The 18593-nt window shown below is 67.7% G+C and carries 12 protein-coding genes; 5 read left to right on the top strand and 7 right to left on the bottom strand.

The window, feature by feature from the left end; genetic code table 11:
- Positions 1-21: 21 nt before the first annotated feature.
- Together KF688_06485 and KF688_06480 are read right to left on the bottom strand one after the other, a co-directional pair.
- Complete coding sequence (locus KF688_06485) at positions 22-2412, bottom strand: YidC/Oxa1 family insertase periplasmic-domain containing protein (GenBank protein MBX3425310.1); 2391 nt, start codon at positions 2410-2412, stop codon at positions 22-24.
- Positions 2413-2602: 190 nt separating this feature from the next.
- Positions 2603-3355 (bottom strand): metallophosphoesterase family protein, encoded by a 753-nt coding sequence (locus KF688_06480; protein ID MBX3425309.1) that lies wholly within the window; start codon positions 3353-3355, stop codon positions 2603-2605.
- A 255-nt stretch (positions 3356-3610) separates the two neighbouring features.
- Between KF688_06480 and tsaB the strand changes: the two genes are divergently transcribed.
- The gene (gene tsaB, locus KF688_06475; GenBank protein ID MBX3425308.1) at positions 3611-4285 is read left to right on the top strand and encodes a tRNA (adenosine(37)-N6)-threonylcarbamoyltransferase complex dimerization subunit type 1 TsaB; all 675 of its coding nucleotides are present in this window, start codon (positions 3611-3613) and stop codon (positions 4283-4285) included.
- A gap of 82 nt (positions 4286-4367) precedes the next feature.
- Here the strand turns inward: tsaB and hemL are convergent, their stop codons facing one another.
- Both hemL and KF688_06465 read right to left on the bottom strand, forming a co-directional pair.
- The gene (hemL, locus tag KF688_06470) at positions 4368-5663 is read right to left on the bottom strand and encodes a glutamate-1-semialdehyde 2,1-aminomutase (protein MBX3425307.1); all 1296 of its coding nucleotides are present in this window, start codon (positions 5661-5663) and stop codon (positions 4368-4370) included.
- A gap of 4 nt (positions 5664-5667) precedes the next feature.
- The gene (locus tag KF688_06465) at positions 5668-7524 is read right to left on the bottom strand and encodes a serine/threonine protein kinase (protein MBX3425306.1); all 1857 of its coding nucleotides are present in this window, start codon (positions 7522-7524) and stop codon (positions 5668-5670) included.
- 267 nt (positions 7525-7791) lie between these two features.
- Between KF688_06465 and KF688_06460 the strand changes: the two genes are divergently transcribed.
- The gene (locus tag KF688_06460) at positions 7792-9438 is read left to right on the top strand and encodes a hypothetical protein (protein ID MBX3425305.1); all 1647 of its coding nucleotides are present in this window, start codon (positions 7792-7794) and stop codon (positions 9436-9438) included.
- 29 nt (positions 9439-9467) lie between these two features.
- On the opposite strand, the gene KF688_06455 is transcribed toward KF688_06460, so the two are convergent.
- Positions 9468-10787, bottom strand: a complete 1320-nt coding sequence (locus KF688_06455) for a hypothetical protein (GenBank protein MBX3425304.1) — start codon at positions 10785-10787, stop codon at positions 9468-9470.
- 259 nt (positions 10788-11046) lie between these two features.
- Here KF688_06455 and pheA point away from each other — a divergent pair, with 259 nt between their 5' ends.
- Entirely contained in the window at positions 11047-12165 is a 1119-nt protein-coding gene (gene pheA, locus KF688_06450) for a prephenate dehydratase (GenBank protein ID MBX3425303.1), read from the top strand.
- A gap of 99 nt (positions 12166-12264) precedes the next feature.
- Here pheA and KF688_06445 read toward each other — a convergent pair whose 3' ends face one another.
- Both KF688_06445 and KF688_06440 read right to left on the bottom strand, forming a co-directional pair.
- Positions 12265-13989, bottom strand: coding sequence for a hypothetical protein (locus KF688_06445; GenBank protein MBX3425302.1), 1725 nt, complete (start codon positions 13987-13989; stop codon positions 12265-12267).
- Positions 13990-14178: 189 nt separating this feature from the next.
- Positions 14179-14916, bottom strand: coding sequence for a hypothetical protein (locus KF688_06440; GenBank protein MBX3425301.1), 738 nt, complete (start codon positions 14914-14916; stop codon positions 14179-14181).
- Positions 14917-15359: 443 nt separating this feature from the next.
- Here KF688_06440 and KF688_06435 point away from each other — a divergent pair, with 443 nt between their 5' ends.
- Together KF688_06435 and KF688_06430 are read left to right on the top strand one after the other, a co-directional pair.
- A complete protein-coding gene (locus tag KF688_06435; GenBank protein MBX3425300.1) occupies positions 15360-16712 on the top strand; it encodes a hypothetical protein in 1353 nt (450 codons plus the stop codon).
- Between the two features lie 275 nt (positions 16713-16987).
- A complete protein-coding gene (locus KF688_06430; GenBank protein ID MBX3425299.1) occupies positions 16988-18571 on the top strand; it encodes a PEP-CTERM sorting domain-containing protein in 1584 nt (527 codons plus the stop codon).
- Positions 18572-18593: the final 22 nt, after the last annotated feature.

The following is an 18593-nucleotide window of genomic DNA, read 5'->3' as shown; positions in this document are numbered from 1 at the left end:
ACGGGTCGCGGACTTGCAGGGCTAACGCCGCTTCTTGCTCGTTTTGCCCGCGGGTCGCTTACGGTCTCGCGGCGGGGCTTCGCTCTTGGCTGGTTCGCCGGATTTGCCGGGCTCGGGTGGCGTCGACTGGCCGATCAACTTCCGCTCGGCGATCCCCCACAGGCTCGAAGCGATGAAGTACAGGCACAACCCGCTCGGGACCTTGTAGAACATGAGCCCCATGAAAACCATCATGTACTTCATCATCTTCTGCTGCAACGCGGCCTGCTCGTTGGTCGGCTCGGGCATGAACATCTTCTGCTGCAGCAGAAACAGACCCATCGTCACCAGCGGCAGCACGTTCAGGTAGGGCCCCAAGCCGATGATGAACGCCTCGCCTCGGTTGACCGCGTCGGGCATGAAGCCGGACCAGTCGAGCAGCATGTCGGGCGCCGCCAGGTTCGAGCACCACCGGGTCCAGGAACCGAACAGCGGGGCCTGCCGCAGTTCAATGTCGACCGACAGACCCTTGTACAGCCCGACGAACACCGGCAACTGAATGAGCATCGGCAAACACCCGGCCAGCGGGTTCACGCCGTGCTTGCGATACAAATCCTGCATCGCCGCGGCTTGCTTCTGCTGGTCCCCCTTGTACCGCTCCTTGATCCGATCCATCTCGGGCTTGAGGAGCTGCATGTTCGCCATGCTCTTGGCTTGGCTGCGGCTGATGGGGAACATCAACCCGCGCACCAGCACGGTGAGCATGATAATCGCCAGGCCGTAGTTGCCGACGATGCCGTAGAAGAAGTGGAGAATGCCCAACATCGCGCGGGCGATGCCGCTGTACCACCCGTAGTAGACTAGGTCTCCGAGCGAAGGGGCCTTGCCGCCGGCCGTCTTGTACTCCGTGAGGAGATCGGGGCGCTTGGGGCCGGCGAAGACTTGGTATTCGTGCGAGATCGAGTCGCCTGGGGCGACCGACTCAGCCTCGCTGAACATCCGGCACGACACGTTGGCGTACCGCGACTCGACCGATCCCTTGACCGGGCGCGGGCCCAACAGCAGCGGCTGGACCCGTTCGATCCAGATTTCGTCAGGCAACTTCTTCTGCGGGATGAGCGCCACCGAAAAGTACTGGGCGTCGACCCCCATGTAATCGATCGACCCCCCCTGGAAGTCTTGGGCCTTCCCCTCGGCGATCGTCGCCGGGGCGACCATTTGCGGGGCGAGCGGCGAACGATCGCGGTAGAACCGGCCGATCACGTCGCGCAAACCGGCGGCGTCCCAGTTGCGGCTCGTCTTGTTGGCGTACCACCACCCTTCGATCGGCAATCCGTTCGGGCCGTCGAGCGCGTAGGCGATCTTCCGCTCGGCGGGGCCGTCGTTGCGGATCGACAGTTCAAGCATCAGGTGATACGCCGGCGCGTCGAGCGACGACGATCCCGCCGGCGCCCCCTCGCCCTGTGCGGGAAGCTTCGCCAGCCGATAACGCTTCACCACCGTCAGGCCATGCTTGGGCAGACGCCGCTCGAACGTCGCGGACTCCTCGGAATGCTCGACGAGCCGCCAGTTGGCGTTCATCAAATCGACGCCGGGGAGTTCGGCGGGCAGTTCGCCGGGGGCCACGCCGCGCTGCTCGGCCTGTTTGAGAATCTGCTTGTGGAGATCCGCCAGCGTCTCGTCGCCGATCTGGGGGGTCGTCACGCGGAACGAGGGGGGCTGGGCGTAGTCCGCCGGCACGTCGTCCTTCCACAGTCGGACGTTCTCCGACTCGGGGCGCACGACCTCGAGCGGGCGCCGCACCAGCCTGACCTTGAGTTCCTGCTCGACGCCGGCGCGGTCGATTCGCAAGGTGACTTCCGCCTTGGACCGGCCGCGGGTCGCGTCGACGAATTCCTTCAGCGAGGCGACCGGCTTGACCTCCTTCGTCCCCGCCGCGACGACGAGGTCGCCCGGCAGGAGCCCCGCAGCGGCGGCCGGGGTCCCGAGGCCGACGGCGCCGACTCGCAGCCCTCCTCGCTCGGGGGCGAGCTCCAAATGGCCGAGATAGCCGATGCGCTGTTCCAGGCTGTAGAGGTCGAGATACCGGGAACTGGCCAGTTCAATTCGCCGCACCCCGGCGCCCTCGTTCGTGAGGGTGGCGAGCATGCGGTAGGGACTTTTCGGGTCGAGCGAACCCAGCGTCACGTACTGGCGGGGGTGAACGTCTTCCGGCTCCCCAGCGGCCGGGGCCTGCTCCGCCGGTTCGTCCTCAGCGCCTGCGCCCTTCTCGACCGCGGCGAGTCGCTTGTCCGCGCCTTTGGGGGCGGCGTCCGCTTGGGCGTCGACCGGCAGCTTCTCCTGGGGGGGCGGCATGTGCGAGATCGTCCACCAAGCGTTCGCTAGGAGGATGAACATCGCGACGGTCAAGAACAGAACAAAGCGACGTTCCACGCCGGCAAATCCTTCGTGTCAGGGGAAGCCCCGCGACTCGGCGAGCGGCGCCCCCTGGCGACGCTCCGACCGACCTGCGGCGCCAACCGCCGCGAAGCGCCCGGCAGAGTCGAATCGCCCCGGGCCAAGCGGGCTAGTCTACCCGGATCGGCCCCCGGCGAAGAGGCCGCAAACAGAGGAATTCGCCCGCCTATCGCCCTTCTTTGAGCCGATCGCCCAAAAAATTGTCGAGATCGGGCGTCTGGTAAATCCGCTCGGCGGTGACGTTCACGTCGTAATCGACGCGGTGGAAGGTGATCTTCGCGTCTTCCTGAATCACGTAGCAGGCCCGAGGGTCCCCGTCGCGAGGCTGGCCGACCGAGCCGACGTTCACCATGAACCGCTCGCCGCCGATCTGGAAGGCGTGGTCGCACTGATCGGGGGAGATGAACTCCAGACTTTCCAGGAACACGCCTGGGACGTGCGTGTGCCCCTGGAAGCACCCCTTGGTAATCAGTCCGAACAGTTTCTCCATCTTCTTCTGGTTGTAGATGTCCTCGGGAAACACGTACTCGTTGACCGGGTTCCGGGGCGAGCCGTGAACGTACAGCCACGGGTCGTCCCGTTGGATCCGGGGGAGCGTGCCGAGGTAATCCCAGCGGCGGTCAATCTTGTCGCGGGGTCCGCCGGAATTTTCCAACTGGTTGCGGGTCCAGAAAATGGCCCGCTCAGCCCCGCTGTTGAACCCTTCGGGGTCGAACATGGCGCCCTGGTCGTGATTGCCCAGGAGACCGACCTTGCACGACTCGATCACCAGATCAAGACACTCGCAGGGGTTGGGTCCGTAGCCGACGACGTCCCCCAAGCAGTAGATTTCGTCAACCGACTGGGGGGCGATATGCGCGAGGACCGACTTGAGGGCCTCGAGATTGCCGTGGATGTCGCTGATGATCGCGCGCTTCACCGGAATGCCAATCTCGGGCCTTTTCGGACTCGCGCTTCGTCAACTCGGGACTTGGGGATCGGCGGCGACGCAACCTCTTGCCCGACGAACGGTTGCGCCGCCATTGGTCCCAGAAACCAGAGTTGTCAAAGCACTCGGGCGAAGGGAGTGAAATCCGCCCTAAAACTTGGTAATTTCGCAGTTTAGGTGGCCCCTAGTGCGGGGTCAAGGATTCGCGCCCTCAGCCGCGCTCGACCATTGCCGGAGCTCGCGGCCGTGAAACTCCTTGCTCTCGACACCAGCGGCCGCCGGGGGAGCCTCGCCCTGGCCGAAATCGCGGCAGATGCGTGTCGGATTGTCGCCGAGGCCCGCCTCCCCGCAGTTCCTCGAGCCGCTCAATCCCTGCTGCCGACATTGCGGCAGCTCCTTGCCGAGCACGCCTGGATCCCTGACGACGTGGGAGTCGTGGCCGTCACCGCGGGGCCGGGGTCGTTCACGGGGCTCAGGCTGGGAGTGACGACCGCCAAAACCTTGGCCTTCGCCACGGGGGCCGAACTGGCGGCGGTCCCTACGCTGGCCGCTCTGGCCTGGGGGAGTCACACGGACCGCCGGCCCGTGTGGGGCGTGCTCGACGCCCAACGGGACGAGGTCTTCGCCGCCAGATTCACGAGCGATCCCGGGGGCGAGGCGCGCGACGAGTGCCAAGTCCTGCCGATCGAGGCGTGGCTGTCGCTCGTCGAGCCGGGCGAAGCGGTCGCGACCCCGGCGGCCGGCAAGCTCGCCGATCGCCTCCCCGCGGGGGTCGAGCTCGTCGCACGGGACGACGGCCCGACGCCGACGGCGGTGGCGACGCTCGGGGGCGCCTTGTGGCGTGCAGGACGCACCGTCGATCCGCTGCAGCTTGTGCCGTGGTATCATCGGCGCAGCGCGGCCGAGGAGAAAGCGCTCTGATTCGCTCGGCGCCAAGCCGCAAGCGGTTGGCGACAGCGGATGGAGTTGCCATGAGCGAGCTGCGCTACCGCACGCTGGAGCCTTAGCGCGACGCCGCCAGCGCCGCAAACGCCCCCTCCGCCGATGCGATCGTCTCCTCGACGTCCTCGTCGGTGTGCGCCGCCGAGACGAACAGCGCCTCGAACTGGCTGCACGGCATGTAGACGCCGCGGTTCATCAGTTCCCAAAAGTAGGCCGCGAACATCTTCGTATCGGCAGCGCTCGCCTCGCGCCAGCCGGCGACGGAGCCTTGGCGGAAAAACAGCGTCATCATGCTGCCGACCCGGGCGATCGTGTGGACGATTCCATGCCGCTGGGCGGCTTCGTGCAAGCCGGCCTCGAGCTTCGCCGTGATCGTCTCGAGTCGCTCGTAGGGGGGGTCGTCGCGGAGCAGGCGCAGCGTCGTCGCCCCCGCGGCGGTGGCGAGCGGATTGCCGCTGAGCGTCCCCGCTTGGAACACTTTCCCCGCGGGAAGGACGTTCTCCATGATCTCGCGTCGCCCGCCGTAGGCGCCCACGGGGAGCCCGCCGCCGACGATCTTGCCCATCGTCGTCAGGTCGGGTTCGATGCCGAACGCCTGCTGCGCCCCGCCCAACGACAACCGAAACCCAGTCATCACCTCGTCGCACACCACCAGCGCCCCATGACGCTTGGGGAGCGTGTTGAGCGCCGCGACGAACTCGGGCCGCGGAACGACGACTCCCATGTTCCCGACGACCGGCTCGAAGATGACCGCCGCAATCCGCGGGCCGTGCTCGGCGAAGACGGCTTCCAGGTTCGCCACGTCGTTGTATTCGGCGACGATCGTGTCCTGGGCCGCCCCCGGCGTCACGCCAGGCGACGTGGGAACGCCCAATGTCGCGGCTGAACTGCCAGCCGACACAAGCAGGCAGTCGACATGGCCGTGGTAATTGCCGGCGAACTTCACGACGACGTCGCGGCCGGTGAATCCCCGCGCGAGCCGGATGGCGCTCATCGTCGCCTCGGTTCCCGAGTTCACCAGCCGCACCATCTCGACGGACGGCACGGCCTCGATGATCAACTCGGCGAGTTCGCTCTCGGCCTCCGTCGGGGCGCCGTAGCTGGTCCCCCTGTGGATCGCCTCTTCGAGCGCCGCGACGACCGCCGGGTGCCGATGGCCCAGGATCATCGGCCCCCACGACCCGATGTAATCGACGTAGCGGTTGCCGTCGACGTCCCACAGATAGGCCCCTGCGGCGCGGTCGATGAACACCGGGGTCCCGCCGACGGCGCCGAAGGCCCGCGCCGGGCTGTTCACGCCCCCTGGCATCAGTCGGCGAGCACGCTGGAACGCGGCCACGCTGCGATTGCGATCCATCCCATTACTCCTTGGTGCGGGACCTGGGTGTGCGAGGCAAAGCGCCGGAAGCGCCGAGCGACTCTAACGCCTGCGTCGCCTCGCGAACAGCCTCCTCGGCCCACTCGTGCGCGGCGTACAGGCCGACGATCCCCTGGTAGATGCGTTGCGCCTCCTCGGGATGCGTCGCGGCGAGTTTCCGCGCGGCGGACAATCGTTCGGCAACGAGCGGGCGTTGCAACTCGACCGTCTCGTCGAGCGATTCTCTCAGACGGCGAAGTTCAAGGTCGATCACCCGCAGCCATTTGCGCTCCGCGGGGTCGAGAGACAACTCCGGATCGTCGAACCGGGCGTTGTCGTCGTCGCGGGGGTCGACGCCGTACAGCCGCAGGGCGTTCTCCAGCGTCGCCGCGGCGCCGGCGGGGTCGGTCGAGGCGGCGGCCATCGCCGCGGCGAACCAGCGGCTCGCCGGCAGGTCGTCCCCTCCCCCCAGCCGGGCCCCGACCCGCAGCCGCGACGCTTCGCGCCGCACGTCGATTTCTTCCTGCAGCTTCGCGAACTCGCCCGCGCGAGGATCGTCGGGATACCGCTTGAGGAACGCGGCGACATCGTCGCGATGGTCCCGCATTCCGGCGGCGCGGTCTTCGCTGATCGCCGCGACGACCCGCCCGTACAACTCGTCGGCAGACGGGGGGCGCGTAATCCGCCACCCGACGTAGCCGATCGCCGCCAACGCCGCGACCAATCCGGCGAGCGACGCCCAGTGCATCCACGAGGCCTCCTCGGGAACGCGGGCCGCACGGCGGGCTTCCTCGTCAACGGTGGTAAACCGGCTCGGCCGCGGCGTCGTCGGCGCGGACGTGGTCGGCGGCGGCGCGAGGGACTTGTCGTCCTCGGCGAGCGTCGGGGCGTCGTACAACCCTTCGGCGCCGGTGTCGACGGTGATCAGCGAGATCGCCTCGCCGGCCAGCGTCGCGTCCTGGCCCCCCGCTGAGGTCGCGTCGCGGGGCGCCCCAGCCGCAGGTTGTTCGGAAGTCGCCGGAACGGAGTCGGCCTTGGAACGCGACAAGGCAAAAACCATCGCCTCCATGTGCCGCCCCAAAACGCGTACGTTGGGGAACCGGTCCTCGGGCTCTTTGCTCAACAGTTGCAGGATGAGGTCGTTGAGCTGCTGCGGCGTTTCGGGGGCGTAGCGACGAACCGGCTCGGGATCGGCGTAGCGCTGCAACTGCAGCATTTCGGGCATCGTCTTCGCTCGGAACGGCGGACGCCCCGCCAACAGCGCGTACATGACGCAACCCAGGCTGTACTGATCGCACTTGTCGGTCACTGGCCGGCCGTCGGCCTGCTCGGGCGACATGTAGTCGGCGGTCCCGAGGACGCCGCCGGCGGTCGTCAGCTGCGAGGCCCCGAACAGCCGCGCAATCCCGAAGTCGGCCAGCTTCACGCGCCCGTCGCCGCAAACCAGGATGTTGGCCGGCTTAATATCGCGATGCACGACGCCGTGATCGTGCGCGTGCTTGAGCGCTCGGCACAGTTGCACGGCGATCGACAGCGTCTCGCGCCAGTCGAACCGCCGCCCGTCGCGGAGCTCGTCCTCGAGACTCGGGCCGTCGACCCGTTCCATCGAGTAGAAGAGGACCCCCGCGTCCTCGCCGTAGCCGTACATCCGCACAATCGAATCATGTTGCAGCTTCTTGAGCGATTCGATCTCGGCCTCGAACCGTTCGCGGAACCCTTCGGCAAGGGCCAGATGAGGGCTCAGAGCCTTCACGGCCACGGCTTGGCCGGTTGTTTCGTCAACTCCGGCGTAAACCGCTCCCATCCCCCCTTTGCCGATGCGGGCGCCGATGCGGTACGGGCCAAGTTGCTGCGGCTGCATGGGAGCGGGGGTCGGTTGAGGATGACTGCCAGCGGACGGGGCAGGGACGATTCTCGCAGCGCCGCCCATCCCTTCAATCGTATCAGCCCGCCGGGGCCCCAGCTAGCAACGCCAGCGACCTTGAGCGGCTGGCGCGGATGTCCTATAAGCCTCCGTCCGAGTCCCGAGTCTTCGTGTGCCCGAAGCGAATGCGCCGCCCCGCGGGGCGCGATCAGCGGCTCCATCGCGCCGCGCTTCGGGCGCCCCCTGCGATTGAGGTGAACGGTCGTGAAACACTTAGCCTCGCTTTCCAAGCTGCCGATGTCGGTCGCATTCGTGCCGGGCTTTGTCGTTGCGCTGGCGGCGACGAAGCTCTTCGCCGGACAACCGCCGCAGTTTCCCTATGTGGCGTACGTCGTCGAGTCGACCGCCTTGGTCCGCAGCGGGCCGGCCGAACGGTACTACGCAACGAGCGAACTGCCGCGCGGCGCCGCGATCGAGGTCTACCGCCACGACGGCGACGGCTGGTGCGCCGTGCGCCCCCCCGAAGGGAGCGTCAGCCTTGTGCCGGCCGAGGCGCTTCGGCTGCTCGACCCGCGCGTCGCCGAGGCGGTCGTCGATGGCGCCCCGGTGCGCGTCGCCAGCGCCCTCGGCGACAATCGCAGCGCGGTGCAGGTGCAACTGCAACACGGCGAGCGCGTGGAAGTGCTCGCCCCCGCAACGCCGGGTTCGCCGTGGGTGAAGATCGCCCCGCCGGCGGGAGAGTTTCGGTGGATCGCGGCGCGGAGTTTGTCACGGCAGCCGCCGACCGAAAGCACGCCGCTGCCGCTTCCTGCGGCCTCGCAATGGCGGGCCTACGGGGCCCGACGCGGGTTGAACAGCGAAGCGGGTACGGCATCCCTCGCCGCTGCCGGCGGCTCCGCGGAGCATCGCTCGGACTTCAGTCACCTGCAACCGCCGACTGCCGCGACGGCGATTTACGACGAACCGCTGGAATACGTCCCGGGATCGCCGGCCGCGGTGCAGGCGACGCGGTACGAAGCGGAGGAAGCGGGGCGCGAGGCGGCGCCGGCGCAACCGATTCCTGGCACGACCGCCGCGGCGCCTCCGCTGGTCGAAGAATCGACCGCAGCCGGGGCGAGCGGACCGGGAATCGCGGCTAGCGGTACTCCGCGAGTTCGATTTCCGAGGCGCGGCGGAGAGGCCGGGCCTTCGACGCCGCCGGCCACGACGCGGATCGCCGAGCTGCAACTGGAACTCTCGCGAGCCGTCGTCGTCAGCCCCGACCAATGGCGCCTCGGCGGGCTCCGCGAAGAAACCGCGACCCTGCTGGCGAGCGCCGCGTCCCCCGTCGAACGCGAGCAACTCCGCACGCTGCTGGAACGGATCGTGCTGTTCGAGGAACTCGCTGCGGGACGAGCGCGGCTGGCGGCCGCGAACCTCGCTCCGCGGCCGGCTCAAGCCCCGGCGAGCGGGACCGTCGGTTCCGCTTCGACGCCGACCGACGCCAAGCTCGACGTATTCGACGCTGCGGAGCAAGCCGCGACCGACGCCCGGCAAGGGATTACGGGCCAAACCGAAACGATCCGCGAGCTGGTCCGACGCGATCTGGGGCTCGCCGGCGAAGGCGCTGCATCGACCGGCGCCGAACAGCCGCCCGCACAGTTCACGGGAACCGAAGCCCGGTACGACGCGGTGGGGACGCTCAAGCCGGTCGTCTCGCGCCGCGGCGGCGCTCCGCAGTATGCGCTGATCGACGACGACGGCGACGTCGTCACGCTGCTGACCCCCGGGCCGCACGTCAATCTACAGGGACTCGTCGGGCAGCGGATCGGCGTGGCCGGCTCGCGGGGCTTCATGCCCGAATACCGCCGCCCCCACGTCACTGCCGAGCGGATCACGCCGCTTTCGGAGGGCGGGACGACGCTGCGTTAGAGTGCAGGCGTCTGACGTTCGCTCGCTCTCTAGCGGCGCAGTTGGTCGAGGATCGCCGCGGCCCGGTCGGCGACGCGGGGATCTTCATCGGCGGCGACGCGGCGACGGGCGATGTCGCCGAGTTGCACGTCGCGCATCGTCGCCAGCAGCGTGAGGGCCTCGAGGCGCTGCTCGGGGGCGCCTCGCTCGGCCAACTCGCGAAGCAGCGATCTCGCCTCGGAGGTCGGCAGCGTGCTGAGGCGATCGGCCAGGCTCGACGCGGGCGAATTGTCGTCGAGCACCGCGTCGGCTGCAGCGGCATCGACGCCCCGGGCGGCCAATTCGCGGCGAATCGCCGCCGATTCGTACGAATCCGCCTGCGGCAGACGGGCGATAAGCGTCGAGGTCGCAGTCGTCGGCAACGTGCGGAGCAACTGCCGCATGTCCGTCGGCGAGGGGACCGGCGTCAATCGGGAGGACGACGCGGTGGCTTGGGGCCCTGACGCCGCTGTCGGAGTTCGGGGAACCGGCCGTGCAGCGGGGTCAAGGTCGCTTGCGGAACGAGGTTCCCGGTCCGGACGTGACGGAGTCGGCGCGGTCGTGATTCGAGACGCCCACCCGTCGGCCGCCGTCGTTGCCTCGGGAACGTCGTTCAATCCCCGCGGAGCGCGCTCAAGGGTCGTCACAGGGGAGAGACCAGGGGGCGACGTTCGAGAGCGAGCGCGTAAATCACTGCCGCTCTCCACGGCGCTGGGATCGACCGCCGGGGCCGCAAACTGGTTTGACGCTCCGACGTTGGCCGGGTCGGCCGAGCGAGGGCGCGCCGAGCGTCGTGGCAGCGCTGTCAGCACTGCGTCGCACTTGCCGATCAGCCCTGCCGCGTCGCGGGGGGGCATCGCGGCGGTCGCCTCGAGCGCGATCAGGATGAATGATTCGCACCATCGGCAATCCTCGGCCGGCAGGGCGTTGGCCCGGCTCCGCAGCACTTCGACCGCGGGCGCCAGTTGTTCGACGAGCGGCTCGGCGTTGCCCGAGTCGCGCCACTCGGCCAGCCATGTCGCTAGCCGATCGTTCAGCGCGTTCCGTGCCGCCTGGGCCAGATCGTGCCTCGGTTCGGTCGCGAGCCAGGCGAGCCGCTGAACGCCGCTCGCTCCCAAATCGGCCAGGGCGTCGACGGGCGGGCGGGCGGCGCCGGGCGGCGAGCGGTAGGCCTGCTGAGCGAACCGATGGGCCTGGGCCTCTCGGAACCAGTCGTTCTGAAGCCGGTACCCCCCCCACCCCACAATGGTCGCCGCCCCGGCCACGGCGAGGACGCGCGACCCGAGGGCCCACGGCCACCGCGCGGGATTCTCGGAACTCGGCACGGTCATGGGATCGCATTCCGGGGAGTTCGGGGAAAAAGGCCGCGGATTGTCGCGAAAATCGCCCCTCCGAGACAAGGTCAATGCCCGGCCTTCGCTCCCCGACGAGCGCCCCCTGGAGATCCCCATTCCCCATTTCCGCCCGCTGCGATCATACTGGCAGTTCGTCCCCCGGCCGCGAGCCGGCCGTGGGGAGGGCCCCAGTCGTCCTGCCAGCGGGTTGCTTCGCCGCGACCCCGAATTCAACACGCTGACGAAACCCCTGGCCATGAGCCGCAAGCCGGACGAGACCACGCCCCCGCGGAACCCCTCTCGGGCCCAGCTTCGCAAGCTGGATCGCGAGATCGCCGAGCTGTTGACGCGCCGAGCCGAGCTGACCCTTGCCCGGGGCGCCAGCGACGCCGGCGCCGACTGCGACGACGTTGCGTCGTTGTCCGCGGCGATCGACGAGTCGATTGCCGCGGCGGCAAAGTCTCCGTCGGGGCCGCTCCCCGAGACGGCGGTCCGGGCGATCTTCCGCGAGTTGCACGGCGGGATCTCCGCCGCGGCCCACGCCACCCGCGTCGCCTACCTGGGTCCCGAATTCACCTACAGCCACCTCGCGGCGATCGAGCACTTCGGCCAGAGCTGCGAACTGGCCCCGGTGGCGACGATCGCGGCGGTGTTCGACGAAGTCCGCCAGGGAAACTCCGACTACGGCGTCGTGCCGATCGAGAACTCGACCGACGGCCGGGTCGCCGACGCGCTACATTGCCTTGCGGAAGCGTCGCATGGCGAGCACGCAGTGCAGATCAGCGCGGAGCTGCCGCTGCGGATTCGCCATTGTCTGCTGGGGCGCGGGCCGCGCTCCGCGGTGCGGCGGGTGTGCAGCAAACCGCAGGCGATTTCGCAGTGTCGCAACTGGCTGGCGGCTCACCTGCCCCAGGCCGAGTTGATCCCCACTGGCAGCACGACCGAAGCGGCGCGGCTCGCCCTGGCCGAGCATGACACGGCGGCGATCGCCAGCGAACAAGCCGGGGTTCATCACGGTCTGCCGATCCTCGCCAAGCACATCGAAGACAACGTCGAGAACGTGACTCGCTTCGCGGTGATCGGCCGGCACAGCGCCGCGAAGACGGGCCGCGACAAAACGGCGATCGTGTTCGAGGCGCCCCACCAACCGGGGGCGCTGGCCGACGCGATGGCGATCTTCAAACGGCAGAAGCTCAATCTGACCTGGATCGAATCGTTCCCCGTGCCGGGAGCTCGGGGGCGGTACTCGTTCTTCGTCGAGTTCCAGGGTCACGCCAGCGAGCTTCACCCGCGCCGGGCACTGGCAGCGCTGGGGAAGAAGGCCCTCCGGCTCACGGTGTTGGGGTCGTATCCCGAAGGAGTCGTCGTCGGCTGACAACCTGAGGAACAAGGTCGCCGGCTCCCGAGGCGTGCCGGCGACAGCATTTCCGATCGCGCGCGACCCAATCCTCTCGTTCCGCAAGGTACCTACGGCTCAGCCCCCCGTCGCGCCCTCTTCCTCCCACTCGACGACCACCAGCGACACGCCCTGTCGCGGCAAATCGAAACGCAGCACGGCCCCGTCGCCTTGCGGTTCGAGCGCGCCGCCATCGGCGACCTCGGCCAGATCCGCAGCCTGCCGCAACTCGGCCAATTGCGCCTCGGTCGGCTCGGCCGGCGAGCCCATCGCCTGCCACGCGGCATAGGCGTTGCTGTGGCGACGGTCGATGCGATAGTGCCGCATGCGCGAGCGCCGCACGGCGTCGGCCGACAATTTCTCCAACGTCAACATCACGGCTGCGTCGTCTCCAGGCAGGTCGTCGTCGTGGTAATGCCAGACCATGACGCAAAGCTTGCCCGCGTCGCGCGTCGCCAGGGCTCCCACGTCGGCGCCGCGGCGGACGCCGTGGGCGACGATCTCGCCCAGCGGCACGGCATGGTCGCTCGTCGCAGCGACGCGCTCGCCGCTCATGCGGCTGAACATGCGAAACACCCCCAACACCGGCTTGTCGATCCCGCCGGTCGCCAGCGAGCGGAATCCCGCGAACAGCGGATGCCCTTCGAACTCAAAGGCCCAGGTGAGGGCGCCCTCGAGGTTCACCTCGTATTTACGCGCCAAGTCCCACTTGCGGGCGAAGCTGGCCGCGGTGTAGCTCGAGTACATCGTCCCGTTGCGGTAGCCGAATTGCGGCCCCTGGCAGGCGGCGCACCCCTCGGGATCCGACTCGCCGATCACGATCGGCAGCGACCGGACAGCAGGGTGCGAGGCGACGATGCGAAACCCCCGCTCGATTTCCTGCAAGTGGGCGGCGATCCCCATTTGGACCCGTCCCTCGACGAACCGCGGCGATCCCTTGGCGTGGAACGAGACGAAATCGAGCGGCGTGCCAACCTCGCCGGTCGCGTAGTTGGTTCCCGAGACGCAGTGGTCGAGGAAGCGATACGTGAAATCGCCCCCCGGCCCAGCCGTGTCGGGCCCGCCGACGCGCGCCCGCGGGATCGCCCGCCGCACGCCGTCGACGGCGTAATCGTGCAGTTTGCAGAACTCTTCGGGAGTCCCCTGCCAGTAGCCGGCGTTCGCTTCGTTCCAGGTTTGCCAGTACCAGGACTCGACCTCCTCCAGACCGTAGCGCTCGCGGCAATGCTTGGCCCACTGGTAGGCCAGTTCTCCCCACTTGGCGTAGTCCTTGGGCGGATAGGCCCAGCCGGTGAAGATCTCCTCGTACCGCAACCCCGGATGCCATTGGTGCTGATACGGGTCGGGCTTCGTCGAGAGATCGCGCGGCATGAAGCCGATCTGCACATACGGCCGCACCCCCGCGGCAAGGTAGGCGTCGAAGATCTCGTCGAGAATGGTCCAGTCGTACCGGGGGTTGCCGGACGCATCCTCGGAATAGACCCCGGTCGAGCCCCATTTGAGCGCCGGCGTGCCGTCGCCGCTGGTCAGCAGGTTGTGGGCGCGGAAATACACGTGCTGCGGAGCCAGCTCTCCCAACTCGCCCAGGAGCTTGCGCCCGTGCGGCATCGTCGCGTAGTTCGGCTCGTCGGCCCCGAAGAACCGCCACATCGGCGGCAACGGACCGAGCGACTCGTCGGCGTCGACGCGAATCGCTACGGGAAACGCTTCGCCCGCGGCTGGTGCAACGCTCCCCGCCAGCGTCGCGGCGAGAAGAGTCGGGGCAAGGAGGCGAGCAAGGAGCGAACCACGGCGGCAAGACATGGTGAGATTCCTGGAGACGAGAATGCGGGCACGAGTCGACCAGCTTAACGCGACCGGCGACGATCGGGCAACCGTCGCGGCGAGCCGGTCGTGGCAATGCCTCGCCGCTGAGGGCTTGGCTGGAGGCTCGCTATGCTCGCCCCCAGTCACTCGCCACCGTTTCGCGCGGTTCGTGCAAACGCCGTCGTGTCACCTGGGACGGCGGTAGCGCAGCAGGAAACCGGCCGCCGGGTAGCCGAGCGTGAGAAACAACAGCGCCTTGATCAACGCCGGGCGATCGTCCGGCTTGCCGAACGCCAAGGCGATGCCCGTGAGCGCCATCAGCGCCGCCGAGACGGTAACCAACGTCCAGCCGCAGCCGCGGGCGAGCTTTTCGCTCGTCGCCAGCGGCGGGATCGATCCGTCAGGCAGCGGCGCCGGCGGTGCGTCGAGATTCTCCTCGCCGACCGCGGCCCCGGTCCGCGCAACGAACTCCGCCAGCAGATCGTCGAACCGGGGGAACCAGATCGAGTTGAAGTAGCGATCCCCCTGCTCGAGCCGCACGAAGACGAGCCGCTCGAGCCCCTGCGGCGCATAGGGGTTGGCCCGCGACTTGACGTCAATCGCGCGGACCGCCCCGTACGGAACGACTGTCCGCATAACCTGCCACGGGAAAAGCGGCGTTCTTCCGGCCCGCGGCAACGTCAGCGCAACCGCGTCGTCGTTCAGTTCGACGCGCAGCTTGAGATAGGCAAACCCCATGCACGCAAACAGCGCCCCGGGCGTTCCGAGCACCACCAGCAGAATGATCGCGGCGCCAAGTTCCTTGCTCGCCAGCAACCCGGCGAACAACAAGGCCAACCCCGCCAGCAGCAGCCCCAGCAGCAGCAGCGTTGCGAATCGACCTCGGCTCGATCGATGAACGTGGTCGGGGTGATTGCGACTCATCCAGGCGCCTGCCTTGTTTTCCGGCACAGACTGATCCGACCAACTGCAGGAGAGAGATTTATCATAATTGCGCTCACGCCCGAGCGCAAAGCGAATCGCGGACAGGCCCCCGGTCGCCAGCGCCCGGCCGATTCCAGGTCCCGATTGACAGCCACGGCCCAGTTCCTGACGATAGAAGACGTTCTTGCACCGCTGAGGTCGCCGCCCATCCATCCGGCGACGCGGGGGACCCGCCCTCTTCGTCCGAAGCGAAGACGGGGCGCAGGCCGACGGGCGACCGCCGGCCGGGCCACTTCCAAGGCCTAGCCCGACAGCTAACCCCGTAAGCAGTTGGAAGGGAGTCGTCGCGCCGTGCAACTTGCACGGCTCCCTCTCCCGCGATTTGGGAGCCCCGTCCCTGCGACCTGCGTCGCGGACCGGGGCGAGCATGCCGGGAGTCTGCCATGAGCCTCTTTTCGTTCGGGACGCACTTGCGACATCCCGTCCGTCATCGCCCCGCCCTCGACCCGCTGCGAACGATCGTCAAGGGGTACGCCTTGTACATCCTTGTGGGTTGGCTGCTGTTGTGCCTGCCCGTATGTCGCGAGAGCTCCGATGGATCGATCCTCGACCACCTCTTCACCGCCGCTTCGGCCGTGTCGACGACCGGGCTGGCGACCGTCGGCACCGCCGACACGTACAGCGGGCTTGGCGAGGCGGTCATACTGTTGCTGATTCAATTCGGCGGGCTTGGATATTTGACGATCACTTCGTTCATCATGTTGTCGGCCACCGGCGACTTGTCGCACGCGCGAAAGAAGGTCTCCGAATCGGCTCTCGGCCCTCCCCAACCGTACATTCTTCGCCGGTATCTCAAGATGATCGTCGTGTTCACGGCGGTCATCGAGCTGGTCGGCGCCGCGGCCTTGTATCCCGTGTTCGCCTTGGCCGAATCGCCGCGGCCATTCTGGCAAGCCGTGTTTCACAGCATCAGCGCTTTCTGCACGGCCGGATTCTCGCTGTTCAACAACAGCTTCGAGGATCTTCGCGGGAACATGTGGCTCAATTTCGTCGTCGCGGTGCTGAGCTATCTTGGCGCCATTGGGTTTATCGTGCTGCACGATTTCTACCACGCGGCGACGAACCGCGCGCGCCGGATCACCCTGACTAGCAAGATCATCCTGTGGAGTACGCTGTGGATCGGCGTGGCGGGGTCGATCCTGTTTTTCTTCGACGAACCGTCGATCCGCGAGTTGCCGCTCGGCGAGCGCTGGCTGACGGCCTGCTTTCAGGTTATGACCGCGAGCACGACGGTCGGTTTCAATACTCTGCCGATCGGAAGCATAGGAGCCAGTTCGCTGGTGTTGCTGACGGTGATCATGATCATCGGAGCGTCCCCCTCCGGCACGGGGGGCGGATTGAAAACGACCACGATTAGCATCCTGTGGGCCCAAATGGCGAGCGTCGCCCGGCGACGCGAGAGCACCACGTTCGCCCGGCGGGCCATCCCTGAATCACGGTTACGCGCCGCGACCGCCAGCGCCACATTCTATCTGTTCGTCCTCGCCACGGGGATCTACCTCCTGTCGCTTTTCGATTCCTCCTCTTGGCCCGACCAAATGTTCGAGTGCGCCTCGGCGCTCGGCACGGTCGGCCTCAGTCGCGGCATCACCGGCGACTTGACCGCGCCGGGCAAGGGGGTGATCATCGCGCTGATGTTCCTGGGGCGCGTCGGACCGGTGGTGATGGGGATGTCGCTGTTCAAACCGCAGCAAATCACGTGGAGCTATCCTGACGAAGACGTCGTCGTGGGGTAAATCTCCCACCGCCGTGAACCCACATTTCCCTTATGTTGAACATGGGGACAGGCAGGCTCTCGGAAGCTATTTCTTGGGCGTTCTTGGTTTTGATCCGCGAGCCAGTTCCTTCTTCAACTGGCTTCTGGAGACAGGTTCTCGTTTTCCCGACCTGTCGCTCGCGTCGTTCGTCCCCGTAGGTCACAATGAATCGGCAGGGCGAGGCCGCTTCGTCCTGCTTTTTGCTCACTCGGACTTCCCTGCCGACCCGCACCGCTTGCAGGCTCGCCCGTCCCATGTCTTGCCGCATCCGCTCCCTCGCCCGACTACTCCTGCTCGCGGCCGGTCCCCTCGCCGCGATCGCTGCCTACGGACCGTCGCGGGCGGCCGCTCAGCCGTTCGTCCAGGGGGTCGACGTCTCGCTGTTCCAGGACACGGTCGATTGGCCGACGGTGCTGGCCAATGGAGTGGAGTTCGCCTTCGTCCGCGCCACTCGCGGCGAGGCCTACGTCGATCCGCTGTTCCTGGCCAATATGCGCCAGGCGACCGCCGCGGGGGTGCTCGTCGGGCCTTACCACTTCTGCCGGCTCGAGACCGACACGGGCAATCCGCTTGACCCGGTCAACGAGGCGAACCACTTTCTGAGCGTCATCAAGCCGTACTACGACGCCGGCATGCTGCTGCCGCCGGTCGCCGACGTCGAGGGCTTCCCCACGTTCGGTTCGACCGCCGAGGCTCGCGCGTTCACCTCGAACTGGGTGCAGATCTTCTCTGACACGATCCACGCTTCGCTCGGCGTGCGACCGCTGATTTACAACAGCCTCTGGGTCTCGAACAACTACTACACCCCCGCCGTCGCCAGCCAGCACGACTTGTGGCTCGCATGGTGGAAGGCCAGCGGCACGGCCAATCCGCCGGTCCCCGCCGATCTGAACGTATGGGACGACTGGACGTTTTGGCAGTGGACCGACGACTGGTCCGTGCCGGGGATCGTCGGCGCCGTGGACGGCGACCTGTTCAACGGCACGAGAGCACAGCTTGAGCAACTGTTGCACGGCAACGGGCCGCTGGGAGGCTTGCCGACGGGTCGGCTGATGCTGTCCGACTTCAACAGCACCGAGGGGTATCTGGGGTTCGCGCCGACCTACTCGGGCTCGAACGTGAACATCCTCCCCGCGACCACCGTCGAGTTGACATCGAGCGAAGCGTACGAGGGGACCGGCTCGCAGCAGTACTCGATCAAGACCGGCGGCGGCTCATGGGCGTTGCGGATGGTGTCGGGGATCGGCGCGCCGCCGTTCATCCCCGCCAACCCGGCGACGAACCTGCCGCTGGAGGCGACCGGATCCGTGGGGTTCTGGCTCAAGACGACCGATCCCGGCGTCTCGGTGCAAATCCTGATCGACGATCCCACGCCGGCGACTCCCTCGGCGATCGAGGGGGGCGTGCTCCGCCCGGTGATCGCCGACGGCGAGTGGCGCCTGTACGAGTGGGCGTTTCAAGACGCCGCCCAGTGGAACAACTACGCCGGCGGCGGCAACGGGGCGATCACCGGCAGCGCCGTGACGATCGACTCGATCCGCTTTACCGGCTCCGGCGACGTGACGCTGTTTCTCGACGCGCTCAGTTACAATCCCGACGGCAGCCTCCTCCCCCCGCCCGGCGACTTCAACGGCGACCTGCGCGTCGACGGGGGCGACTTGGCCGTCTGGCAAGCGAACTTCGGCACAAGCGGCGCGGCAGGAGGCGACTTTCTGCTGTGGCAACGCAACCACTCCGGTCTGGCGGCCTCGGCGGCGGCGACCGCCGTCCCCGAACCGGCGACGCTCGCGCTGTTGGCGGCGGGATTCGCAGGCGGCGTTCGTCGCCGATGGTCGTAACGAACCTCGCTGTTCGACTCGC

It is taken from the genome of Pirellulales bacterium, assembly GCA_019636345.1.
Classification (GTDB): domain Bacteria; phylum Planctomycetota; class Planctomycetia; order Pirellulales; family Lacipirellulaceae.
Note: the sequence above shows the minus strand (reverse complement) of the source record. Positions and strands in the feature narration are given on the sequence as shown.